The sequence below is a fragment of the Nocardioides carbamazepini genome, from assembly GCF_024614185.1.
GTDB classification, from domain to species: domain Bacteria; phylum Actinomycetota; class Actinomycetes; order Propionibacteriales; family Nocardioidaceae; genus Nocardioides; species Nocardioides carbamazepini.
In genome coordinates this window covers 69,921-92,366 of sequence record NZ_JAHTLF010000003.1, presented here as the reverse complement: position 1 = coordinate 92,366, position 22,446 = coordinate 69,921, and the positions used below count along the sequence as shown (strand labels likewise).

At 72.2% G+C, this 22,446-nt stretch carries 21 protein-coding genes; 7 read left to right on the top strand and 14 right to left on the bottom strand.

The genetic code is table 11. The features are described 5' to 3' along the window. Positions 1-122: 122 nt before the first annotated feature. Complete coding sequence (locus tag KVF89_RS01050) at positions 123-1,073, bottom strand: hypothetical protein (RefSeq protein WP_257422643.1); 951 nt, start codon at positions 1,071-1,073, stop codon at positions 123-125. Positions 1,074-1,462: 389 nt separating this feature from the next. Here KVF89_RS01050 and KVF89_RS01045 point away from each other — a divergent pair, with 389 nt between their 5' ends. Next, a complete protein-coding gene (locus KVF89_RS01045; protein ID WP_257422642.1) occupies positions 1,463-2,710 on the top strand; it encodes an MFS transporter in 1,248 nt (415 codons plus the stop codon). 5 nt (positions 2,711-2,715) lie between these two features. Here the strand turns inward: KVF89_RS01045 and KVF89_RS01040 are convergent, their stop codons facing one another. From KVF89_RS01040 to KVF89_RS01030, 3 genes are all read right to left on the bottom strand, one after another. Then, positions 2,716-3,597: an exodeoxyribonuclease III gene (locus KVF89_RS01040; protein WP_257422641.1), complete on the bottom strand. Its 882-nt coding sequence runs from the start codon at positions 3,595-3,597 to the stop codon at positions 2,716-2,718. Between the two features lie 10 nt (positions 3,598-3,607). Then, positions 3,608-4,591 (bottom strand): NAD-dependent epimerase/dehydratase family protein, encoded by a 984-nt coding sequence (locus KVF89_RS01035; protein WP_257422640.1) that lies wholly within the window; start codon positions 4,589-4,591, stop codon positions 3,608-3,610. Positions 4,592-4,930: 339 nt separating this feature from the next. Continuing rightward, a complete protein-coding gene (locus KVF89_RS01030) occupies positions 4,931-5,488 on the bottom strand; it encodes an NYN domain-containing protein (protein ID WP_257422639.1) in 558 nt (185 codons plus the stop codon). 128 nt (positions 5,489-5,616) lie between these two features. Here KVF89_RS01030 and KVF89_RS01025 point away from each other — a divergent pair, with 128 nt between their 5' ends. The 4 genes from KVF89_RS01025 to KVF89_RS01010 all read left to right on the top strand — a co-directional run bounded on the left by KVF89_RS01025 (position 5,617) and on the right by KVF89_RS01010 (position 8,250). Continuing rightward, complete coding sequence (locus KVF89_RS01025) at positions 5,617-6,441, top strand: glycoside hydrolase family 25 protein (RefSeq protein WP_257422638.1); 825 nt, start codon at positions 5,617-5,619, stop codon at positions 6,439-6,441. A gap of 6 nt (positions 6,442-6,447) precedes the next feature. After that, positions 6,448-6,801: a thioredoxin gene (gene trxA, locus KVF89_RS01020; RefSeq protein ID WP_257422637.1), complete on the top strand. Its 354-nt coding sequence runs from the start codon at positions 6,448-6,450 to the stop codon at positions 6,799-6,801. Beyond that, positions 6,794-7,873 carry an LLM class flavin-dependent oxidoreductase gene (locus KVF89_RS01015; protein ID WP_257422636.1) on the top strand — a complete coding sequence of 360 codons (1,080 nt, stop codon included), beginning with the start codon at positions 6,794-6,796 and terminating at the stop codon, positions 7,871-7,873. Before trxA ends, KVF89_RS01015 begins: the two co-directional genes overlap by 8 nt. 152 nt (positions 7,874-8,025) lie before the next feature. After that, positions 8,026-8,250 (top strand): hypothetical protein, encoded by a 225-nt coding sequence (locus tag KVF89_RS01010; protein ID WP_257422635.1) that lies wholly within the window; start codon positions 8,026-8,028, stop codon positions 8,248-8,250. On the opposite strand, the gene KVF89_RS01005 is transcribed toward KVF89_RS01010, so the two are convergent. After that, the gene (locus KVF89_RS01005; protein WP_257422634.1) at positions 8,204-8,824 is read right to left on the bottom strand and encodes a hypothetical protein; all 621 of its coding nucleotides are present in this window, start codon (positions 8,822-8,824) and stop codon (positions 8,204-8,206) included. The two genes, KVF89_RS01010 and KVF89_RS01005, sit on opposite strands and share 47 nt — an antisense overlap. A gap of 136 nt (positions 8,825-8,960) precedes the next feature. Between KVF89_RS01005 and KVF89_RS01000 the strand changes: the two genes are divergently transcribed. Both KVF89_RS01000 and KVF89_RS00995 read left to right on the top strand, forming a co-directional pair. After that, positions 8,961-9,602 carry a DUF2238 domain-containing protein gene (locus KVF89_RS01000; RefSeq protein WP_257422633.1) on the top strand — a complete coding sequence of 214 codons (642 nt, stop codon included), beginning with the start codon at positions 8,961-8,963 and terminating at the stop codon, positions 9,600-9,602. A gap of 49 nt (positions 9,603-9,651) precedes the next feature. Continuing rightward, positions 9,652-12,036, top strand: a complete 2,385-nt coding sequence (locus KVF89_RS00995; protein WP_257422632.1) for an ATP-binding cassette domain-containing protein — start codon at positions 9,652-9,654, stop codon at positions 12,034-12,036. Between the two features lie 156 nt (positions 12,037-12,192). Here the strand turns inward: KVF89_RS00995 and KVF89_RS00990 are convergent, their stop codons facing one another. From KVF89_RS00990 to KVF89_RS00950, 9 genes are all read right to left on the bottom strand, one after another. Beyond that, positions 12,193-13,149 carry a zinc-binding dehydrogenase gene (locus KVF89_RS00990; protein WP_257422631.1) on the bottom strand — a complete coding sequence of 319 codons (957 nt, stop codon included), beginning with the start codon at positions 13,147-13,149 and terminating at the stop codon, positions 12,193-12,195. A 35-nt stretch (positions 13,150-13,184) separates the two neighbouring features. After that, positions 13,185-13,790, bottom strand: a complete 606-nt coding sequence (locus KVF89_RS00985; RefSeq protein WP_257422630.1) for a carboxymuconolactone decarboxylase family protein — start codon at positions 13,788-13,790, stop codon at positions 13,185-13,187. After that, positions 13,787-14,482, bottom strand: a complete 696-nt coding sequence (locus KVF89_RS00980; RefSeq protein WP_257422629.1) for an SRPBCC family protein — start codon at positions 14,480-14,482, stop codon at positions 13,787-13,789. Before KVF89_RS00980 ends, KVF89_RS00985 begins: the two co-directional genes overlap by 4 nt. Position 14,483: 1 nt before the next feature. After that, positions 14,484-15,308, bottom strand: a complete 825-nt coding sequence (locus KVF89_RS00975; RefSeq protein WP_257422628.1) for a cyclase family protein — start codon at positions 15,306-15,308, stop codon at positions 14,484-14,486. 88 nt (positions 15,309-15,396) lie between these two features. Next, a complete protein-coding gene (locus KVF89_RS00970; protein WP_257422627.1) occupies positions 15,397-17,745 on the bottom strand; it encodes a xanthine dehydrogenase family protein molybdopterin-binding subunit in 2,349 nt (782 codons plus the stop codon). Continuing rightward, complete coding sequence (locus KVF89_RS00965; RefSeq protein WP_257422626.1) at positions 17,742-18,290, bottom strand: (2Fe-2S)-binding protein; 549 nt, start codon at positions 18,288-18,290, stop codon at positions 17,742-17,744. The genes KVF89_RS00970 and KVF89_RS00965 overlap by 4 nt, the downstream gene beginning before the upstream one ends. Continuing rightward, positions 18,290-20,725, bottom strand: coding sequence for a xanthine dehydrogenase family protein molybdopterin-binding subunit (locus tag KVF89_RS00960; RefSeq protein ID WP_257422625.1), 2,436 nt, complete (start codon positions 20,723-20,725; stop codon positions 18,290-18,292). The genes KVF89_RS00965 and KVF89_RS00960 overlap by 1 nt, the downstream gene beginning before the upstream one ends. Beyond that, positions 20,722-21,573, bottom strand: a complete 852-nt coding sequence (locus tag KVF89_RS00955; RefSeq protein WP_257422624.1) for an FAD binding domain-containing protein — start codon at positions 21,571-21,573, stop codon at positions 20,722-20,724. Before KVF89_RS00955 ends, KVF89_RS00960 begins: the two co-directional genes overlap by 4 nt. Next, positions 21,570-22,442 carry a carbon-nitrogen hydrolase family protein gene (locus KVF89_RS00950; RefSeq protein ID WP_257422623.1) on the bottom strand — a complete coding sequence of 291 codons (873 nt, stop codon included), beginning with the start codon at positions 22,440-22,442 and terminating at the stop codon, positions 21,570-21,572. Before KVF89_RS00950 ends, KVF89_RS00955 begins: the two co-directional genes overlap by 4 nt. Positions 22,443-22,446: the final 4 nt, after the last annotated feature.

The window sequence follows — 22,446 nt, the reverse complement described above, 5'->3', positions numbered from 1 at the left end:
ACCCCCGTCCGACGGCTGCAACCATCGTGACAGCGGTACGCCGGGCGGGGGCGGGATCGGCTGATCCGGGTTCGGCTCCGGGTTCGGCTCCGGGGCCGGGTCAAGCGCGGGTCAGGCGCTGGTCAGGCGCTGGTCGGGAGCGTGGGCGCCAGCCAGTCGGCGGCCCAGGACACCGGCGCGTGCCGGGTCCCCACCTCGGTGATCTCCCGGGCCGCCAGCTCGAGCAGGAGCAGTCGGGCCACGCAGTCGCGGTCCTCGAGCGGGACCGGCCAGTCCGCCAGCAGTCGCGGTGCCTCGCGCACCAACGCGGCGCCCGCTCCGCTGGCCCGGCCGTCGCGACGCAGCTGCGTGAGCCGGAAGTGGAGGGTGTCGAAGCCGAGGGGGCGGTTCACCGCGAACCGCTCCCAGCCCCAGGCGAGCACCCGGCCGCCCCCGGCCGCACAGGAGGCGGTGGTGTCCGGCGACCAGCTGCCGTGCCAGGCGCCGCGGGGCAGCGCCTCGAGGTCGTGCCGCTCGGCGAGCAGGCCGAGGGTGGCCACCAGCCGCTCGGTGAGCGACGACGGCTCCAGCCCGGCGAGGGCGGTGCGCAGCTGGGTCGCGTAGGAGCGGTCCAGGTCGGCGGGCGTGACCAGCCGGGCCACCGCCCGCTCCGCCGCGAGCAGCGCCGCCCGGGCCGGCGGCCGGGTCCGGTACGGCGGCGCGCCCGCCTCCTGCACCAGCAGCGGCCGGCCACGCCAGGTGGTGAGCACCAGCACCCGTGGCGCGACGAGTGGCGATCCCCGCTCCGCGGCCTCCTCCAGCGCGGCGAGGACCGCTGCCTCGTCGAGGAGGAGCTGTGCGCTGCCCGGGTCGAGCGCCCACCGGGCGATCGCGACCGGCGCGCCGGCGCCGTCGTAGGCGTGGAAGACCGGGCTGTCGACGGGCGGTAAGGCGGAGCCGAGCACGAGTCGGACCGGACGGCCGAGCGCGTCGCCGATCAGCGTCGCCAGCTCGTCGACGACGCCGAGGGCCTCCCCGGCCGTGAGCGCGGGGCCGGGCTCGGGAAGGCCGGACCCGGCGGTGGATGCTGTCATCGGCGTGACCCTCCTCGATGCCTGCCCACGCTGCTGCGGGCTGCACCGACAGCGTCCTCGATCCGGCAGCCCGTCGGGTGGGCGATGCGCCGTTCTCCCCAGAATTCGGGACGCCGCGGGCGCCGGTGATGCGCCGCACCGGCGGCCCGGACGGGCGACATCCCCAACCTGGGGGATTGCCGCCGTTCGACGGGTCCGGTGGCCGCCGGGCTGCCTAGGCTGGTGACCGCCTCGGATGACGTGACGCCTCGCCGGTTGAGCCAGCGGGGAGGGGGCCGTCGAAGCGATCTCGCGATCGCCGCCCGACGGGTCACGTCACCCGAGGCGCCTTGTCTCGAATCATGAGAACTGAGTCTCACCGACCGGACAGCCAGTGCTTGACTGGAGTGGTGAGCCGGACCGCCGTACCGCCCTCCACGACGGAGGAGCGGACGGTCTCGGCCCCGCGACGCTGGGCGATGCTGGCGGCCGGGACCGCGGCGCAGGCGGCAACCGCGGCGATGGTGACCGCGCCGAGCTTCCTGATCCCCGAGCTGCACCGGCCGAGCAGTGAGGGCGGGTACGGCATGAGCCTCGCCGAGGCCGGGCTGGTCGCCGCGGCGGCGATGGCCGGGATGATGTGCACGCTCGTGCTGTGGGGGCTCGTCGTCGACCGGCGCGGAGAGCGGTTCGCGCTGCTGGCGGGCCTGCTGGTGACGGCGACGGGCGGCGGCGCGGCCGCCGCGCTGGCGCAGCCATGGCCGATGGCGGCGGCACTGTGCTTCGCGGGCATCGGCGCCGCCGCCACGAACTCCGCGTCCGGCCGGGTCGTCGTCGGCTGGTTCCCACCGGAGCGTCGCGGGATCGCGATGGGCATCAGGCAGACCGGGCAGCCGCTCGGCGTCGGCATCGCCGCCGGGACGGTCGCGGTCATCGCCCACCACCACGGCATCGGGCCGGCGCTGTGGGTGCCGACCGCCGCGGCCTCCCTCGTCGCGGTCTACGTCGCGCTCGTCGTGATCGACCCGCCACGACCGCCGGCCTCCGAGGCGCGGGCCGTCGCCAACCCGTACCGCGCCGACCCCTATCTCGCCCGGATCCACGCGGCCTCGGTGCTCCTGGTCGTCCCACAGTTCCTGGTGTGGACCTTCGGGCTGACCTGGCTGGTGGACGATCTCGGCTGGTCGCCGGGCATCGCGGGCCTCGTCATCGCCGGCACCCAGCTGGCCGGCGCCGCCGCCCGGATCGGCGCGGGCTGGGTCTCCGACCTGGTCGGGAGCCGGATGCGGCCGATGCGTGCGGTCGCTGTCCTGGCCGCGGCCACGATGGCGCTCCTCGGCCTGACCGCGACGGGCACCGACGACTCCACGGCGCTGACGGTCGCGGCGGTCGCCCTGCTCGTCGTGGCGTCCGCGGTCACCGTCGCCGACAACGGCCTGGCCTTCACCGCGGTCGCCGAACGGGCCGGGCCGTTCTGGTCCGGGCGCGCGCTCGGGCTGCAGAACACCGCGCAGCACGTCGTCGCGGTCGCCGTCCCGCCGGTCGCGGGGCTGACCATCACGGCCTGGGGGTACGGCGCGACGTACGCCATCGCCGCGGCCCTCCCGCTCCTCGCCGTGGCCGTGGTCCCGGTCGCCGGCGAGCGTCACGTCAGCTGACGGCGTCAGCCGAACGCGTAGTCGACGACCACGGGCGCGTGGTCGCTGAGCCGGGTACCGGCATGCTCGCGGTCGACCACCGCCGACACCGCGGCGCGCGCCAGCGCGGGCGTCGCCAGGTGGTAGTCGATCCGCCAGCCGGCGTCCTTGGCATAGGCCTGGCCGAGCCAGCTCCACCAGGAGTACGGGCCCTCCACGTCCGGGTGCAGCCGGCGCACCACGTCGACGAGCGTGCGCGGGGTGAGCTGCGCGTCGAGCCAGGCCCGCTCCTCGGGCAGGAAGCCCTCGACCTGGTTGCTACGCCGCCAGTTCGCGACGTCCGCCCTCGCGTGCGCGATATTGAGGTCGCCGGTCAGCAGGAACTCCCTGCCGGCCGCGGCCGCCGCCCGGCGCGAGGCCGCCAGGTGCCGGGCGAAGCCGGCCAGGAACGCCATCTTCCTGTCGTACTTCGCCCCACCGTCGGGCGCCTCGCGCATCCGTCTCGGGTCCTGCAGGTGCGCCGGCAGGCCGCCCTTGGGGAGATAGAGGCTCGCCACCGTCAGCGGTACGCCGGCCAGGTCGACCTCGACATAGCGCCCCTCCGCCGCGTGGCGGCGCAGCTCCCGCTGCAGCGGGCGGGCGGGATCGGGCACCGACCAGGTGCGCACGGCGGCGGCCGGCTCACGGGTCAGCACGGCGACCCCGTTGCGGCCGGCGATCTCGCCGGCGTCGTACGCCACCGCGTAGTCGCCGAACGCCGCCTCGGGCAGGGCATCGACAGGACAGCGGACCTCCTGCAGCGTCACCACGTCGCAGCCGCGGGTGGCCAGCCAGTCGCCGAAGCCACGTCGGTGGGCGGCGCGGATGCCGTTGATGTTGGCGGTGGCGACACGGAACGGGTGGGACACCCGCGGGACGTTAGCGATCCCGCCAGCGGGCCAGGAGGTCGGCCTCCCGCTCGATGGTGATGCCGGTGATCCGCGCCGCGGGATCGGCGTCCAGCCAGGCGCGGGTGTCGCGCGTGGTCGCGTCGACCGGGCGCGGGGTCAGCCCCGCGGCGAGAGCGGGCGCGGCGTCGTGGGCCAGCATGCCGTCGTACGCCGGGCGGGGCAGCCAGACCGGGACGCTGTCCGGGCCCGACCACGGCTCGACACCCTCGGCCTCGAGGAAGTCCTGGTCGACCCAGACCAGGTCGGCGTCGGGGAGGCAGGCGGCGAGCAGGTCGCCGACCGGGAGCGCGGGCCCGACGGCGTCGTACGTCCCGCCGGTACGCTCCTCGGCGAGGGTGACGATCCAGGCGGCGAGGTCGCGGACGTCGATCACCTGCACCAGGTCCGCCGGGTCGCCGGGCGCGAGGACCTCTCCGGTGGAGGTCGAGCGGCGCGCCCAGTAGGCTAACCGGCCGCTCGGGTCGCCCGGCCCGACGATCAGGCCCGGCCGCACGACCGCGGCGTTCGGCACGGAGTCGAGCACCAGCCGCTCGCAGGCGACCTTCATCCCGCCGTAGTTCTCGACGCTCGCCATCGGGTCCCGGTCGTCGATGACCGCCTCCTTGAGCCGACCCGCCCCCGGACCGGCCGGGTCGGCGTCGTCGGCGTAGACCGAGATGGTGGAGACGAACACCCAGTGCGCGCCGGGGCTGTGGGCATCCCGCAGGGCGGTGAGGGCGCGGCGCACGTGGGACGGCACGCGCGCCACGTCCACCACGGCGTCGTACGACTCGCCGTCGGTGAGCTCGGCCGGAGCGGGCTCCTCGCGGTCCCAGCGCACCGTGCTCACTCCCGGCGGCGCCGCGCCGGACCGCCCGCGGTTGGCGCACACCACGTCATGCCCGCGCCGGGCCGCCTCCGCCGCCACCGCGCGGGAGAGGAACTGGGTACCTCCGAGAACCAGGAGCCTCATCCGGCCACTATGCCCGACCGCCCCAGCGAGTCCTCCGGACGCCGACCGGCGGTGGTGTCGCCAGGCCCACGAACGTCTTGCCGCCAGGCCTGCGGTGGTGTCGCCGGACTCGACCGCGTAGCCGGCAGCGTGGCGCCCGCGCGCAGCGCATCGAGTGAAGCCCGCGGTCCGAGCGCAGCAGCGTCGCCCACGAACGTCTTGCCGCCAGGCCTGCGGTGGTGTCGCCGGACTCGACCGCGTAGCCGGCAGCGTGGCGGACGCGCGCAGCGCATCGAGTGAAGCCCGCGGTCCGAGCGCAGCGAGGACCGTGCGGCGAACTCGATATCCGACACGCTCGGCTCAAAGAAACTGGCTGGGGTCGAACTCGTCGATGGGGATGATCCGGACCCGCGGCAGCCGCTCGTTGAACGCGTGGACGTCGTACTCCAGGTCGAAGAGCTCCAGGCCGCGCGTGGCCAGCTCCGCGAACGCGCTGTTGCGGAACTCGGTGAACCCGACCAGGCCCACCCGTCGCCCGTCGAGGACGTTGTCGACCTGCTCGATGAAGTCGCCGTCGTTGCTGACCAGGACGACATCGGCCTCGCGGCTCTTCAACTCGTCCAGCGTGCGCTGGATGGCGATGTCGACGACCTTCTGGTTCGCGCCGCCCGACAGCGGGATCGGCCGGTAGCCGATCGCCAGCAGCGCCTGCACGAACGACATCGGCAGCTCGCTGTTGGCCGCCAGGAAGAACAGGCCGTTCGTCGGCTGACCCCACTGCCGCTCGACGAACTGCAGCAGCCGTTCCCACCGCGGCCGCTCCTCGGGCCGTGGCCTCCGGCCGAGGATCGACGTGCCCAGGGTCGCGTCGAGGTTCTCGCCGTCGACCAGGACGTGCGTGGTCCGCGTGGTCTCCATGGGAGGAGGCTAGCCGCCGCCGAACGGCCGGAGCCGATCGACAGCGATCCGATGAGCCCCCTTGATCGGATCCCTGTCGATGCGCGGGGCGCCGGCGGGATGGTTGGGTGGACCGCGTGAGGAGCCCGATGCACCTGAGCGCCGCGGCGGCGCTGTCGGCGCTGTCGGCGCTGTTGGCGCTCGCCGGCTGCACGGGCGGTACGTCGGAGTCCGGCTCCCCGCCGACCCGGCCACCCACCACCCCAGCCACCACCCTCTCCACCACGCCGCCCGCGGCGAGCGCTCCGACCGCGACCCCGCCGGCCCCGCCGGCGCCCGCCCCCAGCCCACCGACCGATGCCCCCGTGCCCGCACCGGTCGAGGGCATCGACGCCTCCCACCACCAGGGCCCGATCGACTGGGAGCGGGTGGCCGGGGCGGGGATCCGGTTCGCCTACCTCAAGGCGACCGAGGGCACCGGGTTCACCGACCCGCGGTTCGCGGCGCACCGGGCGGCCGCCGTACGGGCGGGCGTGGCGGTCGCGGGCTACCACTACTTCCAGCTCTGCAGCGACGGCGCCGCCCAGGCCGAGCACTTCCTGGCCGTGCTCGACGACGGCCCGGACCAGGGCGGGGCTCGCGACGTCCCGCCACCGGCCGTCGACCTGGAGCTCGCGGGCAGCTGCGCCGCGCCGCCACCGCCGCGGACCCTGCTGGCCGAGGTCCGGGAGTTCCTCACCATCGTGGACGAGCGGCTGGGCACCACGACGCTGGTCTACCTCTACCCCGAGTTCGAGGACCGCTTCGGGTTCGCCGACGACCTGGCCGACCATCCGCAGTGGGTACGGCGTCTCGGCGACCGCCCGCCGGACCGCGACTGGGCCGTGTGGCAGTACGCCGACCGCGGCTCCGTTCCCGGTATCGCGGGCGGCGTCGACCGCAACCGGGGAACAATCCCCGTCGGCAAGCGTTGAGTAGTCATGTCCACCATCGACCTCACCGCCGGCAACTTCGAGCAGACGGTTCTCGACAACGAGATCGTGTTCGTCGACTTCTGGGCGTCGTGGTGCGGCCCGTGCCGCAACTTCGCCCCGATCTACGAGGCTGCCGCGGAGGAGCACGGCGACCTGGTGTTCGGCTCGGTCAACACCGAGGAGGAGCAGCAGCTCGCATCGGCCGCGCGGGTCACCTCGATCCCGACGCTGATGGCGTTCAAGAAGGGTGCCCTCGTCTTCTCCCAGCCCGGTGCCCTGCCGGCGCCGGCGCTGGCGCAGGTGATCTCCGCGGTCCGCGACTTCGACGTGGACGCCGCGAAGGCCGTCGACGGTGAGTGAGCAGGCTCCCGAGCCCCACGGGCTGGAGTTCGGCCTCGACACCTTCGGCGACGTCACGCTCGACCCGGCGACGGGCGAGCGGCTCGGCCATCCCGCGGTCATCCGCACCATCGTCGAGCAGGCGGTGCTCGCCGAGGAGGTGGGCGTCGACGTGTTCAACATCGGCGAGCACCACCGCGACGACTTCGCGGTGTCCGCCCCCGACGTGGTGCTGGCCGCGATCGCCGCGCGCACCGAGCGGATCGGCCTCGGTACGGCGGTCACGGTGCTCAGCTCCGACGACCCGGTCCGGGTCTACGAGCGGTTCGCGACCCTCGACGCGCTGTCCGACGGCCGCGCGGAGATCACCCTCGGGCGTGGCTCCTTCACGGAGTCGTTCCCGCTGTTCGGCTACGACCTGGCCGACTACGAGCGGCTCTTCACCGAGAAGCTCGACCTGTGGGCGGCGCTCCAGGGCGAGCAGCCGGTGACCTGGGACCGCGGCGAGCTGCGGGCCCCGTTGCGCGACGCCCGGGTCTACCCCAGCACCGAGCGCGGCTCGATCCCGACGTGGATCGGTGTCGGCGGCTCGCCCGAGTCGGTCGTCCGCGCCGCGCGCTACGGCTTCCCGCTCATGCTGGCGATCATCGGCGGCGAGCCCTCCCGCTTCGCGCCGTTCACCGACCTGTACCGCCGCGCCCTCGACGAGTTCGAGCTCGCGCCGCGCCCGATCGGGGTGCACTCCCCCGGCTTCGTCGCCGACACCGACGACGAGGCCCGTGAGCAGCTGTTCCCTCACTTCAAGGCCAACCGGGACCGGATCGGCGCCGAGCGCGGCTGGGCACCCGCCACCCGGGAGCAGTACGACGCCGAGGTCGACCACGGCGCCCTGTTCGTCGGCTCCCCGGAGACGGTGGCGCGCAAGATCGCGGACGCCGTACGGGCACTCGGCATCCAGCGCTTCGACCTGAAGTACAGCAACGGCACGATGCCGCACGACCAGCTGCTGCGCAGCATCGAGCTCTACGGCACCCGGGTCGCGCCGCGGGTCCGGGAGCTGCTGGCGGTCGAGCCCGCCGGGGTCAGCGGCTGACGGCAGCTGACGCCGGCGCCGCTCACGGTCGACGCCGCCTGTTGCGGGAGCACAAATCGGGCGCGCGACTCTGTCGCTGCGCACGAGCGGGGGCCGCCGCCGGCGAACCACACTCGGTGGGTCGAGAACCCCGAACCGATACGGAGCCCGAGATGCGCGACGTGATGACGCTGGTGCCGATCTTCGCCTTCATGCTGATCCCCGTCTGGATCCCGCTCGTCGCGATGGCGTTCGGCGCCCTCCACGACGCCGTCGCCGCCCCGGCGCGGCTGGCGCGGTCGGCTCGGGGCATCACCGCGCGGCCGGCGCACCGCGCCCCCGGCGGCTCGGTCAGCCCCGTCGGTCCTCGGGTCCCCGCGGCAGGAACTGCGCGGTGAACGCCGGCCAGGCCCCGTCGATCAGCTGCTCCATGTCGAGGTAGGTCGCCTTCCGCACGTAGGCCTTGGCCAGCTCGGTGTCCAGCACCTTGAGCAGGAAGCGGCGCAGCTCGGCGTCCAGGCCGGCGACCTTGCGCAGCATCGCGCCGCGACGGGTGTCGGTCGTGAGCTCGAGGCCGATCTGGTCCTCGCTGGGCGTGGTCAGCTCCAGCCGCAGCCTGAGCGGCGCCTCGGTGTGGACCTCCAGGAGCAACGGGACGACGACCTCCGCGTTGAACGTCAGCCTGTCGAGCGGCAGGTCGAGGTCGAAGACCACACTGATCGGCAGGTCGATCGCATAGGTCAGCAGCTCCCCGGGGACCAGCTCGCCCGTGGTGGGCCGGTAGGTCCCGACGAAGCTCACGCTCGCGAACGCCCGGCCCGGCCCGGCGCCGATCGGCCCGAGCGCGATCTGGTCGCCGAGCACCTGGTCGACGGTGCGCAGGATCCGCTCCTTGTGGAGCACCCGGTGGATCCAGCTGACCCCGAACTGCTCGTACGTCGTCGACGTGGCCTCGACCACAGCACCCCCCATGAATGTCCTGAAACCCCCTCCAGGACTGCTGATTCTCGCTCATCCCCCGGCAGCGGGCGACGGCGGGCACCTCCATCAACGCGGGCGAACCGGCGAGGTCATGCGAGAATCGCGGCTCGCTGACGAAGGAGCCCGGATGACCGACGCGGCCGTGGTGGTGCGCTACCCGACCCCGATCGTCGTACGCTCGGCCGACGTCTGCGCCAAGAGCCTGCTGGTGCTGCTCCTCGTGCTGGCGGTGATCGACCCCGACAGCGGCAACCTGCGCGACAAGGCGGCGGAGGCCCGGGCCGTCGGCTACCCGCTGGCGTCCTTCACGATCCCGGTGGTGTGGCTGCTGGCGTGGAAGGAGCGCGCGTCCTTCCCGTGGCTGCCCGACCTGCTGGTCACGCTCACCTGCTTCACCGACATCCTCGGCAACCGGATGGACCTGTACGACACGATCACCTGGTTCGATGACCTGATGCACTTCGCCAACACCGGCCTGATCGCGGCGGCTGTCATCCTGCTGACCCTGCACCACAGCGCCACCCGGCTGCGCGTGGTCGAGCGCGCGCTGGCGGTCGGTGCGACGGCGGCGATCCTGTGGGAGCTGGCGGAGTACTTCGCCTTCATCAACGGGCACTCGGAGCGGGCGTTCGCCTACGAGGACACCCTGGGCGACCTCGGCCTGGGGGTGCTCGGCTCGGTCGTGGCGGCACTGGTCGTCCACCACCTCTGGGGCCGCGGGCAGCTCCGCGCCACCGCACCGCAGCTGGAGCACCAGGCGCCTCGCTGACCTCGCGGCGGACGGGTGCGGTGTCGGTCCGATCCGTCATGATGGGCGCATGCCGAAGCCTGCCGCCCCGCGCACCAGCGACAGCCACCCCGCCGACAGCCACGACAACATCCGGGTGCAGGGCGCCCACGTCAACAACCTCCGAGGTGTCGACGTCGACATACCGAAGCGCCGGCTGAGCGTCTTCACCGGCGTGTCCGGGTCCGGCAAGAGCTCCCTCGTGTTCGGCACCATCGCGGCCGAGTCGCAGCGGATGATCAACGAGACCTACAGCACCTTCGTGCAGGGCTTCATGCCCTCGCTCGCCCGCCCCGAGGTCGACCATCTGGAGGGGATCACCACCGCGATCCTCGTCGACCAGGAGCGGATGGGCGCCAACGTGCGCTCGACGGTCGGCACGGCGACCGACGCCAACGCGATGCTCCGCGTGCTGTTCAGCCGGATCGGCGACCCGTTCGTCGGCCCGCCGACCGCCTTCGCGTTCAACGTCCCGACCCGCAAGGCCGGCGGCGTGATGCAGACCGAGAAGGCCGGGGGCAAGGTCGAGAAGAGGGTCGTCAAGAACGAGATCTACCTCGGCGGCATGTGTGCCGAGTGCGAGGGTCGCGGCACCGTCTCCGACCTCGACATGAGCGCCATCGTCGACGAGAGCAAGTCGCTCGTCGAGGGCGCGATCCTGGTCCCGGGCTACACCGCCGACGGCTGGATGGTGGCGCCCTACAAGGAGGTGCTGCCGCCCGAGAAGCCGGTCGGGAAGTACACCAAGGCCGAGCGCGAGGACCTGCTGTACGCCGAGCCGCGCAAGGTGAAGGTCGACAAGATCAACATCACCTACGAGGGCCTGATCCCCAAGATCCGCAAGTCGATGTTCAGCAAGGACGTCGACTCCCTCCAGCCGCACATCAAGGCGTTCGTCGAGCGGGCGGCGGTGTTCGCGCCGTGCCCGGCCTGCCACGGGACGCGGCTCAACGAGGCGGCCCGCGGCTCGAAGATCAACGGCAAGAGCATCGCCGACGTGTGCGCGCTGCAGATCACCGACGCCGCGGAGTGGGTGCGCGGGATCAAGGACCCGGGCGTCGCGCCGCTGCTCGCCAACCTGCTCCACCTGTTCGACTCCTTCGTGGAGATCGGCCTCGGCTACCTCTCCCTCGACCGGCCCGCCGGCACGCTGTCGGGCGGCGAGGCCCAGCGCACCAAGATGATCAGGCACCTCGGCTCCGCGCTGACCGATGTCACCTACGTCTTCGACGAGCCCACCATCGGCCTGCACCCGCACGACATCCAGCGGATGAACAACCTGCTCCTCGAGCTGCGCGACAAGGGCAACACGGTGCTCGTCGTCGAGCACAAGCCGGAGACGATCGCGATCGCCGACCACGTCGTCGACCTCGGCCCGGGCGCCGGCACCGGCGGCGGCACCATCTGCTTCGAGGGCGACGTCGACGGCCTGCGCGCCTCCGACACCCTCACCGGCCGCCACCTCAGCTACCGCGCCGAGGTCAAGGAGACCGTGCGCGAGGCGACCGGCGCGATCGAGGTGCGCGGTGCCGCGACCCACAACCTGCGCGACGTCGACGTCGACGTGCCGCTCGGCGTGCTCTGCGTCGTCACCGGTGTCGCCGGCTCCGGCAAGAGCTCGCTCATCCACGGCTCCATCGCGGGCCGCGACGAGGTGGTGGTCATCGACCAGGGCGCGATCAAGGGCTCACGACGCAGCAACCCGGCGACGTACACCGGTCTGCTCGAGCCGATCCGCAAGGCGTTCGCCAAGGCCAACGGCGTGAAGCCCGCCCTCTTCAGCGCCAACTCCGAGGGCGCCTGCGGGAGCTGCAACGGCAACGGGATGATCTACACCGAGCTCGGGTTCATGGACACCGTCGCCACCGTCTGCGACGAGTGCGGCGGCAAGCGGTTCCAGGCCTCGGTGCTGGATCTCCGGCTCGGCGAGCTCAACATCGCCGAGGTGCTCGACCTGCCGGTCGCCCAGGCGCACGCCTTCTTCGCCGAGGGCGACGCCAAGACTCCCGCCGCCGCGGCCATCCTGCAGCGGATGGAGGACGTCGGTCTCGGCTACCTGAAGCTCGGCCAGCCCCTCAACACCCTCTCCGGCGGCGAGCGGCAGCGACTCAAGCTCGCGATGCGGATGGGCGAGAAGGGCGGCGTCTACGTCCTCGACGAGCCGACCACCGGCCTCCACCTCGCCGACGTCGCCAACCTGCTCGGCCTGCTGGACCGGCTGGTCGACGCCGGCAAGTCGGTCATCGTGATCGAGCACCACCAGGCCGTGATGGCGCACGCCGACTGGATCATCGACCTCGGGCCCGGGGCCGGCCACGACGGCGGCACCGTCGTCTTCGAAGGCACTCCCGCCGACCTGGTCGCGAAGCAGCCGACGCTCACCGGCGAGCACCTGGCGGCGTACGTCGGGGGGTGAGGCGCCGCCCCGGCTGTAACTATCTGTTGTTGCCCCTGCCTTACCTGTAGACCGGTGCGGTAGGAGCAACAACAGATAGTTACAGCCGTCCCCCCACTCCCAACGTGGCTCGCTGCCCTGGGCGAGCCGGCGCAGGTCGAGCGCTTCGCGACCAGCTCAGGGTGCCAGCAGGATCTTCCCGATGCTGCGGCGTGACTCCAGCGCATCCCAGGCGGCCATGGTGTCCTCGAGTGGCAGCACCCGGTCGACCCTCACGCGCAGCCGTCCGGAACCAGCAAGCGCGAGCAGCATCCGGGAGTACTCCGCCACCACATCGCTGGTCGGCAGGTAGTCCCGCCCGGCCGTTCGGGTGAGGAAGAGCGAGCCCCGGCCGAGATCGGACGCGCCGATCTGGGCCTCCTTGCCGGACGCGGCGCCATAGAGGACGAGGGCGCCGCGGGGGCGAAGCGTGGCGACCAACGGTTCCACGACACCGGCGCCGACCGCGTCGAACACCGCCGCGACGCCCTCGGGATGAAGCGTGCGGATCTCCTCGGCGAGGCCCCCGCCGTAGGTCAGTACCCGCGCGGCACCCGCGTCCCGGCTGGCGCCGGCCTTGTCCGGCGACGACACCGCCCCGACCACGACGGCGCCGCGAGCGACGAGCAGCTGCGTGAGCAGCAGACCCACGCCTCCCGATGCCGAGGTGACGACCACCGGATCGCCCTGGGCGACGGGCCATGCCGCCTCGCACAGGTACGCCGCGGTCGTGCCCTGGAACAACAGGCCCGCCGCCGTGTCGTCGTCGACCTCGTCGGGCACGCTGACGAAGGAGTCGGCGGGCCCGACGACCTGGTCCGCGTAGCTCCCGGGCACCTTGGACCACGCGACCCGGTCGCCGACCGCCGGCGCGGTGACGCCCGCTCCGAGCTCGTCGACGACGCCGACACCCTCCGTGCCGGGGACGCCGTCGGCCGGTGCCGGCACCCGGCCGCGGCGCTGCATGACCTCCCAGAAGTTCACCCCGGCGCGCACGACCCGCACCCGGATCTGGCCGGCGCCGGGCGCGGGCAGGCCGACGCTCTCGGCGACGGACGGAGTGAGCTGGGCGTCGAGGGTGACACGGCGAGGCATGGGATTCGTTCCCTTCGGAGGTGTGGGCGCGGGGATCAGTGCGGGTGACGGTGGCCGCTGAGCGGCGTGGTCTCTCCGGCCGGGATCCCCACGTCGAAGACCGCCATCAGCTGCGCGAGCGTGCGGTAGTAGCCCACCAGGACGGTGAGGTCGATCAGCTGCTGGGCGCTGAGGACCGCGGACGCACTCGCGAACTCGTCGTCGGTGACGACCGACGACGAGAGGAGGTTCGCGCAGAACGCCGCGGCGGCGGCCTCGACCGGATCGTCGCTGCGGAAGCTGCCCAGCGAGAGCAGCATGAGCTCCTCGTCGGTCAGCCCCGCGGCACGGCCGACCCGTTCGTGCGCCCACCACTCGAACTCGCTGCCGAGCGCCTGGGCCACCTGGAGGATGACGATCTCGCGGACCCGGAGGGTCAGGTCGGTCCGGAACCGGATGGTCGCCCCGAGCTCGCTGAGCACCGCGCCCACGCCCGGGGCGTGCAGCATGATCCCGAACGGCCCGTTGAGGGAGCCGTCGTCGGCCGCCAGCGGGAAGTGCTGCACGCCCTTGGCGCGGTCGCCACCGGCGATGCTGTCGTAGACCGCACGCTGGGCCTCGTCGAGCTGGTCGGGCGTGAGGCGAGCCAGACGGTCGCTCATGAGCGGGCCCCCTTCCGCCCGAACGCCAGCCAGCTGAGCGCGAAGCCGATCAGTCCGCCGAGGATCGCCTGGCCGTAGCGCTCCTTGACCATGGGCAGCACCAGTGCCATCACGTCGAGGTCCGCGGCGGCGGGCGCCGTAGCGGCCGGCGCCGTGGCGGCCGGCGCCGTGGCCGGCGCGCTGTACGCCGACGGCGCGGCGGACCGACCGGACGAGGGTGTCGCCGGGCCGGCGCCCGTCGATTCCGGTTGGTCGAGCAACGCACCGATATTGGCGACGAACTGACCCATCAGCCGGTTGGAGACGTCGGCGATCGCGCCACGACCGAACTGCGCCATCCGACCCGAGATGTCGAGGTCGGTGTCGATCAGCACGCGGGTGCGGGTCGGGCCCATCGGCTCGAGCCGGGCGTGGATCCGCGCATTCGCCGCGGCCTGCCCCTTGGGGTCCTTGCCGGACGCCGCGATCACGGCGCTGCGTGCCGCGTCGTCCTTCTCGGCGAAGTGCGCGGTGCCCCTGAAGTGAGCACCGATCGGACCGACCTTGACCCTGACGTTGCCCAGGTAGGTGTCGCCCTCGCGTCCGTCGAGCGCCGCACCCGGCATGCAGGGCATGATCCGCTCGAGATCGGTGAGCAGGGCCCAGGCCTGGTCGAGATCGGCGTCGATCTCGAACTCGTTCGTGAGCAGCACGTCAGCCTCCGAGTCCCTCGATGACCTCGTCCGCACCGCAGTCGAAGAACGCCATGATGCGGCACGGGCAGGCCTCGCCGCCCTCGATCTTCCACGGGAACGCGCCGATGATCGCGCGCTGGTTGAGCACGGTCTTGAGGTCACCGCCGACGTTCTCGGCGTGGATGCAGCCGTCCTGGAAGGCCAGGTGGTGCATCGGGAAGATGTCGGAGGTGATCTCACGGCCCGACATGTGGTGGGTGTAGGAGTACTCGCCCAGGAACTCCTTGTAGGACATGCCCACGTGCTCTTCGAACTTGGCGAGCAGGTCGGGACGCATGTTGCGGATCGTGGTGTTCATCGGGTGGTCGCCGGAGCCGGCATCGATTCCCCACCAGCGGATCTCCATGTCGGCCATCCACTCCGCGAGCCGGGTGCTGCCGCCGGGGTGCATCGTGAAGTAGCGGACCAGGTCCTGCTTGGGCATCCCCTGGTAGTAGTCGATGAACCCGGTGTGGATGATCAGGATGTCGCCCTTCTTGATCTCCACGTTGCGGGTGATGTGCTCGGGCTCGATCAGGTCCCAGTCGCCGACCACGTCGGAGACGTCGACGATCGCGCCGGGGTGGATCAGCTTGTCCAGCGGCAGCGAGGCCATGTCGAGGCCACCGTCGGTGCCGTGCATCGGTCCGTCCAGGTGCGTGCCGCTGTGCAGCGACGTCTCGATCTTCTGCGACACGATCTGGTTCGTCTGCAGGTTCTGGGTGTAGTAGAGCTTCCCTCCCGGGTAGCCCACCCACCCGGGTGTGTGGATGCCCCACGGGTGGGTCAGGTCGACGATGCGCATGTGTGTCTCCGTTTCAGCCGTAAGCACAGCAGTTCGGTTGGTTGACGTCGTTCGGGCTGGGTGCCCGCAGGTCGGTGGTCGAGCGGCCTCAGGCGAGCAGGCGTCTGAGGTGGGCCGGCCGGATCGGGACGCTGCGGATCGCATCGGGGATCCGCAGTGCGTCGTCGACGGCTGAGGCGATGGCGGCCGCGACCGCCGTGGTACCTCCCTCGCCGGCACCCTTGACCCCGAGCGGGTTGATCGGGCTCGGGGCGTCCTCGGTCACGAGCATCTCCACGTCAGGGATCTCGTGCAGGGTCGGAACCAGATAGTCCATGAAGGTCGTGCAGGTCGGCGTGCCGTCGTCGGCGTAGCGGAACTCCTCGTACACCGCGCCACCGATGCCTTGGGCGACGCCGCCGGCGATCTGCCCTTCGACGAGTGTCGGGTTCAACGCCCGGCCGACGTCGTACCCGACGATGAAGCGCTCGATGTGGAGCTGGCCCGTGCCTCGGTCGACGCGGACGAGCGCGGCGTGCAGGCCGTACGGATAGGTCATGTGGTCGGTGCGGAACCAGCCGTCGGTGGACAGGCCGGGCTCCTCCTTCAGCCGCCCGGCTCCTATCGGCTCCAGCAGCCCGGCGATCTCGCCGAGCGCGAGCGCCTCCTCGGGACGGCCGACGACGACCACCGAGCCGCCGCGCAGCTCGAGCTCCTCCACGCTGACCTTGAGCTGATGGGCCGCGACCCGTTTCGCCTTCTGGGCCAGGTTCTCCGCGGCGTTGGCCGCAGCGGACCCCGCCATGACGGCGAGCCGGGTGGCGAAGGCGCCTCGTCCGTACTCGAACTGGTCGGTGCGGCCGCGAACGACCCGGATCGAGTCGTGCCCGATGTCCAGCTGCTCCGCGACGACCTGGGCGAGGACCGTGTCGACACCCTGACCCACGGACGACGCGCCGCAGGTGAGGGTGACCTGGCCCGCGACGTCGACCGTGACCCTGGCGCCTTCGACCGGGCCGATGCCGCTCTTCTCGACGAAGAACCCGAACCCGAACCCGACCACCTCCCCACCAGCACGGCGACGCTCGACCTCGGCGCGGATCCCGGCGAAGTCGAAGGTCTCGCTGACCTTGTCGAGCAGCAGGGCGTAGTCCCCGGAGTCGTGGACGAGATGGGTGCCCATCGCCTGGATCGGGCGCTCGTAGGGCATCTGGTCGGCCCGGATGAAGTTCGTACGACGTACCTCGGCCCGGCCCAGTCCGAGCTCATCGGCGATCTTGTCCACGAGGCGCTCCCGGGCGAAGGTGCCCTCGTAGCGTCCGGGGGAGCGATAGGTGCCCGCGGGCGTCTTGTTCGTGAGCCGTACCCGGGCGACGACCCGGAAGTGCGGGATGACGTAGGGGCCGGGCAGCATGGAGGCGGTGAGTGAGGCGACCGTTGCGCCGTGGGTCCGGACGTACGCACCCTGATCGAGCGCGAAGGTCGCGTCCAGCGCTTCGATCCAGCCGTCCTCGACCCGGACCAGGGCGCGCATCCGATGATGCTGATCGCGGGAGTGGTTGGTCGTCGTCAGGTGCTCCTGACGGTCCTCGATCCACTTGATCGGCTTCCTCAGGCGCATCGCGGCGACCGCGACCAGCACGTCCTCCGGATAGAGCTCGCCGCGTGGGCCGAAGCCGCCGCCGACGTGGGTCTCCCGGACGAGGACGCGGTGCGGTGGCAGGCCGCACATGGCGGCGACCGCCTCGCGGTTCCAGAACGGCACCTTGGCCGCACCGTCGACCACGAGCAGCTGTTCGGCCTCGTCGTAGACCGCGCACAGGCCACGACACTCCATCGGGACGCCGCTGTGCCGGCCGACGCGCGCGTCCATCTCGACGATCCGGTGGGTCCCGGGCCCGCCCGCCGCGACCGCCTTCGCGAAGGCCCGCTCGACGTCGCCGTACTCGGTGGTGAACTCCGTCGCCTCGGAGTCCTGGGCCGGCAGGTCGCGTCCCAGGCCGGCCGCCCAGGTGGCCTGCTCGGCGTCCACCCAGGGGACGGGGTCGGCGTCGGAGTCGAGGTGGGCGGAGAGCGGCTCGATGTCGAGCTCGACCAGGTCGGCGGCGTCCTCGGCGAGGTAGGCCGACCGGGCGAAGACCACCGCGACCGGCTCACCGACATAGCGGACCTCGTTGCGGGCGAGCACCGGCTGCCGGTAGGGCAGGAGGTCGTCGCGGGGCGTGAGCCGGAAGCCGATGGCCGGCAGCTCGGCGATGTCGTCGTGGGTCCAGGCGGCGACGACGCCGTCGAGCAGCAGCGCCCGCGAGACATCGACCGTGACGATCCGGCCACGCGCGACCGGAGAGCGGACCACGCGCATGTGCAGCTCTCCGGCGCGGACCGTGTCCGCGGCGAACCGTCCGTTGCCCCGCAACAGCACCGGATCCTCGATGCGCAGGGCGCGGGCTCCGATCATGCGGGCTCCCCGCCGACATCGGCGTCGGTGTCAGTGTCACCGTCAGTGTCACCGTCAGGGTCGCCGTTCATGGCCTGCTGTGCAGCGAGCGTGGCCTTGACGATGTTCTGATATCCGGTGCAGCGGCAGAGGTTGGACGAGAGCACGTCCCTGAGCTCGGCCTCGCCGGCGTCAGGATGCTCCTCGAGGTAGCCGGCGGCGAGGGTCAGGAAGCCCGGGGTGCAGAACCCGCACTGGAGGCCGTGATGCTCCCAGAAGGCCTGCTGCACGGGATGCAGCGTCGTGTCGTCGATCGCGAGACCCTCGACGGTGCGGACCGAGGAGCCCTCGGCCTGGACGGCGAACATCAGGCACGAGCGCATGGGCTGGCCGTCGACGAGCACGGTGCACGCACCGCAGACACCGTGCTCACAGCCGAGGTGGGTGCCGGTGAGGCCACAGTCCTCGCGGAGCGCGTCGGCGAGGGTACGACGGGGCTCGACGCTCACGTCGTAGCGGTCGCCGTTCACATAGAGCCGGACGGGCACGGCGCTGGGGATGCTCATCAGTCGGCCTCCTTCTCGGGGCGGGGCACGGGCCGGGCGACCACGTGGAGGTCTTCGCCGTCGCGGATGGCGGCGCGGACGCGGTGCGGCGTCGCGGGCAGGTGGAACACGCCGACGCCGAACGGCTCGAGGGCGTCGCTGATCGCATTGGCGAGCGCTGCGGGCGCACCGATCGTGCCGCCTTCGCCGACGCCCTTGGCGCCGGTGAGCGATGCGGGCGAGATCGTCTCCAGGTGGAGGATCTCGATGCTGGGCATCTCGTGCACGGTCGGCGGCAGGTAGTCCATGAGCGATGTCGTGACCAGCACCCCGCGCTCGTCGTACACGAGCTCCTCGTAGAGGGCGTTGGCCACGCCCTGGGCGACGCCACCGTGGATCTGGCCGTCGACGATCGCCGGGTTGATCAGCCGGCCGGCATCCTCGGCGACGAGGAAGCGGTGGATGTCGACCTGGCCGGTCTCGACGTCGACCTCCACCTCGGCGACATGGCAGGCGTTGGCGAAGGTCCCGCTCGGGTCGTAGAAGCCCACCGACTCCAATGCGGGCTGCCCCTTGTCGGGAAGGAGGTGGGCGGAGTGGTAGACGTCGCGGGCGAGCACGGAGAGCGCGACCGCGTCGTCGGTGCCCCGCAGCCGGGCCGCGCCGTCGGTGAGGTCGATGTCGTCGGGCAGGCCGCCGAGCCGGGCCGCCGCCAGGCCACGCAGCCGCTCGGCGAGATCCTGCGCCGCGAGCATCGAGGCACCGCCGGCGATCACCATCGCGCGGGACGCGAAGCTGCCCCAGCCGTACGGCGTGGCGTCCGTGTCGCTGTCGATGACCCGGACCGCCTCGGGGCTGATGCCGAGCTGGTCGCAGACCACCTGGGTCAGGGTCGTGCGCAGTCCCTGTCCGTGCGGCGCGGCGCCGATGCGCAGTACGACGCCACCCGAGGGGTCCATCGTGAGCAGCACCCGCTCGTACCCGGGCGTGATGACGTCGGGAGAGGCGGTGCGCGGCAACTCGTAGGGCTGGTTGCGCGCCACGAAGGCGGGCGTGCCGTAGCCGGTGCGCTCGGCGAAGCACGAGATGCCGATGCCCAGGTAGCGGCCGGCCTCGCGCGCCGCCGCCTGACGGGCGCGGAAGTCGGACAGGTCGGCGAGCTCGACCGCGGCGGCGAGCGTCTCCTGGTGGGAGGCCTGATCGAGCACCAGGCCCGATGGCGCCCGGTGCGGGAACTCCGAGATCAGGTTGCGGTGCCGGATGTCGACCCGGTCGAGCTCGAGCTCGGCCGCGGCGACGTCGAACAGCCGCTCCATCGCGAGCACCTGCATCGGTCGGGAGACCCCGCGATAGGGCGCGATGGGGCACTTGTTCGTGGTGATGCCGCGGGAGCGCACGGAGTAGTGCTCGACCTTGTAGGGGCCCGGCAGCTCGGCCAACGCCATGAGGGGCTCGACGCCCCACGTGACCGGGGAGCAGCAGTAGGCGCCCACGTCGCACACGAGGTCACCGCGCAGCGCGACGAGATCCCCGTCGGCAGTGAAGGCGCCTTCGATGTCGTAGACCTGCTCCCGGCTGTGCCAGGCGGCGAGGAAGTTCTCCTCACGGGTCTCGATCCAGGCGACGTCGCGCCGGAGCCGGCGGGACACCCAGACCAGCGCGATGTCCTCGCGGGCCAGCGTCATCTTCGCGCCGAAGCCTCCCCCCACATCGGGAGACACGACGCGCAGGTCGTCCTCGGAGATGCCGAGGCTGTCGGCGATGCCGGTGCGCGTGACATGCGGCATCTGGAGCGTGGCGTGCAGGGTGCTGCGGCCGGTGGCGCGGTCGTAGGCCGCGTGGGCGGCGCGCGCCTCGAGTGGCATCGCGCTCTGGCGCGCCGAGCTGACCTGGATCGCCACGACCCGGTCCGCTGCCGCGAAGGCGGCGTCGAAGCCGTCGGTGTGGATGTGTCCGTCGACCACCGTGTTGGGGTCGCCGGGGAACTCGACGTCGTGCACGAGCGGCGCGTGACCGGACACCGCGTGCTGCGTGGAGAGTACGGCCGGCAGCTCCTCGATCTCGACCTCGACCCGGTCGAGGGCATCCTCCGCCTCGGCCTCGGAGTCCGCGACGACCAGCGCGATCGGCTCCCCCACGAAGCGGACCACGTCGGTGGCCAGTACGGGCGTCGCGACCGCGACGAAGTCAGGTCGGTGCAGCACCGCGCGGATCGGCTGCACCCCGTCGAGATCGGCAGCAGTGAACATGGTGACGCCCGGCGGGGCCGTGATCGAGAGGATCCGGCCGGAGGCATGGGCGCTGCGCACGAACCGGACGTGCAGGCAGCCGGGATCGCGGGCGGCCACGTCGGCGACGTAGGTCCCCCAGCCACGCAGGATCGCCGGATCCTCCAGGCGCGGGAGCGCCCGACCGGTCCAGGTCTGCGGCTCGGCGCCCGTCGTCGTGCCGGTCATGGCCGTCCCAGCGCCCGGGGCAGCAGGGCCCGCACGAGATCGCGGCGATAGGCGGCATCGCCGTGGATGTCGCTCGGCGGGTCGACCTCCTCGGCCGCCGCCTGGGCAGCGGCGGTGATCAGGTCCGTCGTCCAGGCCTCGCCACGCATCGTCGACTCCGCCGCAACGCTGCGGAAGGGCACCTCGCCGACGCCGCCGAGACTCACCCGAGCCTCCGTGACGGTCCCGTCGACGACCTGGACGGCGGCGGTCGCCGTGACGATGCCGAAGTCGCCGGCACGTCGGGCGAACTCGGCGATTCCGGCGGTCCACGAGTCGTCGAGGAGCGGCAGGCTGACGCTGGTCAGGATCTCGTCGGGTTCGAGTGCCGTGGTGAAGATGGACCGGAAGAAGTCGGCCGCGGCGATGGTGCGGCTGCCGCGCGCCTGACTCTCGGCGGTGATGTCCGCGTCCAGCAGGGACGCGACGAGACACCACTCCGACGCGGCGTCGCAGTGCGCGAGGGATCCGCCGAACGTTCCTCGGGTCCGGATCGGCAGGTGGCCGACCTTGGCGGCGGCGTGGCGGAGCAGGTGGCCGAGCGGACCGGGCAACGACGTGTTCTGCAGGGCCAGGTGACGCGTCCGGGTGCGGATCACCAGCCGGTCCGCGACCACGTCGGTGCCCGCGATGCCCGGGATGCGATTGATGTCGACGAGTCGCTCGGGACGGGCGAGCCTGAAGTTCATCATCGGGACGAGGCTCTGGCCCCCGGCAAGCACCTTCGTCTCGTCAGGATCGCCGGCGAGCACCGCCAGCGCCTCCTCCATCGAGGTCGGCGCGACGTACTCGAACGGACTCGGCTTCACCAGGAATCACCTCCGTAGGCGAGGGAGTAGACGTCGGTACGTCGGTCCTCCCGGGGGCGGATCGTCGCGCTGCGGTGCTGGGCTCCGCGGACGGCGGCAAGATCGACCGTCACCAGGGCGGAGTCGGCCTCCGTGCGTGAGAGCGGACCCGCCAACAGCTCGCCATAGGCGTCGCAGGCGACAGAGCCGCCGAGCGTCGCCGGTCCGCCGTGCGAGGCGCCGGCGACCTGCGAGACCGCCACGACCGCGACCTGATCGAGGTTGGCCTGGGCAAGCACCGAGTCGACGTGCCGGGTGGCACCGGCGTGCGGGACGGTGCGGTCGAACCCACCGACCCAGGCAGCGGGGGCGATCACGAGGTCGGCGCCGCGCAGTGAGAGGGCGCGCAGGACCTCGACGAACCGGAGGTCGTAGCAGATGCAGACGCCGAGGTTGCCCCACCGGGTCTCGACGACGGGCAACCCGAGGTCGCCGGGGGCATAGACCCCGAGCTCCTCGTCGAAGAGGTGCAGCTTGCGGTAGTGCAGCGCGATTCCGTTGCCGTCGACGGCGACCACCGTGTTGAACAGATCGGCGCCGGCACGCTCGCAGAAGCCGTAGACGACCAGGCCGTCGTACTGGCGCGCGAGAGCTCTCATCGCGTCGTGGGTCGGCCCGTCGACGGGCTCGGCCACGCTCGCCGCCAGACCTGGATCCACGACGTACCCGCTGATCGCGAGCTCGGGCAGTGCCACCACGTCAGCACCGGCCTCGAACGCCGCGCGGACACGGGTCAGTGCGAGTGCCCGGTTGGCGGCCGGCCGGGCGCCGACGACGTCGAGCTGCTCGAGCGCCACGGTCACCGTGGTCGGGGCGGACGCTGCGGTCATGATC

Coding starts and splice junctions, on each gene's coding strand:
- KVF89_RS01050 (WP_257422643.1), bottom strand. CDS start 1,073: ATGACAGCATCCACCGCCGGGTCCGGCCTTCCCGAGCCCGGCCCCGCG.
- KVF89_RS01035 (WP_257422640.1), bottom strand. CDS start 4,591: ATGAGGCTCCTGGTTCTCGGAGGTACCCAGTTCCTCTCCCGCGCGGTG.
- KVF89_RS01030 (WP_257422639.1), bottom strand. CDS start 5,488: ATGGAGACCACGCGGACCACGCACGTCCTGGTCGACGGCGAGAACCTC.
- KVF89_RS01025 (WP_257422638.1), top strand. CDS start 5,617: ATGCACCTGAGCGCCGCGGCGGCGCTGTCGGCGCTGTCGGCGCTGTTG.
- trxA (WP_257422637.1), top strand. CDS start 6,448: ATGTCCACCATCGACCTCACCGCCGGCAACTTCGAGCAGACGGTTCTC.
- KVF89_RS01010 (WP_257422635.1), top strand. CDS start 8,026: ATGCGCGACGTGATGACGCTGGTGCCGATCTTCGCCTTCATGCTGATC.
- KVF89_RS01005 (WP_257422634.1), bottom strand. CDS start 8,824: ATGGGGGGTGCTGTGGTCGAGGCCACGTCGACGACGTACGAGCAGTTC.
- KVF89_RS01000 (WP_257422633.1), top strand. CDS start 8,961: ATGACCGACGCGGCCGTGGTGGTGCGCTACCCGACCCCGATCGTCGTA.
- KVF89_RS00995 (WP_257422632.1), top strand. CDS start 9,652: ATGCCGAAGCCTGCCGCCCCGCGCACCAGCGACAGCCACCCCGCCGAC.
- KVF89_RS00990 (WP_257422631.1), bottom strand. CDS start 13,149: ATGCCTCGCCGTGTCACCCTCGACGCCCAGCTCACTCCGTCCGTCGCC.
- KVF89_RS00985 (WP_257422630.1), bottom strand. CDS start 13,790: ATGAGCGACCGTCTGGCTCGCCTCACGCCCGACCAGCTCGACGAGGCC.
- KVF89_RS00975 (WP_257422628.1), bottom strand. CDS start 15,308: ATGCGCATCGTCGACCTGACCCACCCGTGGGGCATCCACACACCCGGG.
- KVF89_RS00970 (WP_257422627.1), bottom strand. CDS start 17,745: ATGATCGGAGCCCGCGCCCTGCGCATCGAGGATCCGGTGCTGTTGCGG.
- KVF89_RS00965 (WP_257422626.1), bottom strand. CDS start 18,290: ATGAGCATCCCCAGCGCCGTGCCCGTCCGGCTCTATGTGAACGGCGAC.
- KVF89_RS00960 (WP_257422625.1), bottom strand. CDS start 20,725: ATGACCGGCACGACGACGGGCGCCGAGCCGCAGACCTGGACCGGTCGG.
- KVF89_RS00950 (WP_257422623.1), bottom strand. CDS start 22,442: ATGACCGCAGCGTCCGCCCCGACCACGGTGACCGTGGCGCTCGAGCAG.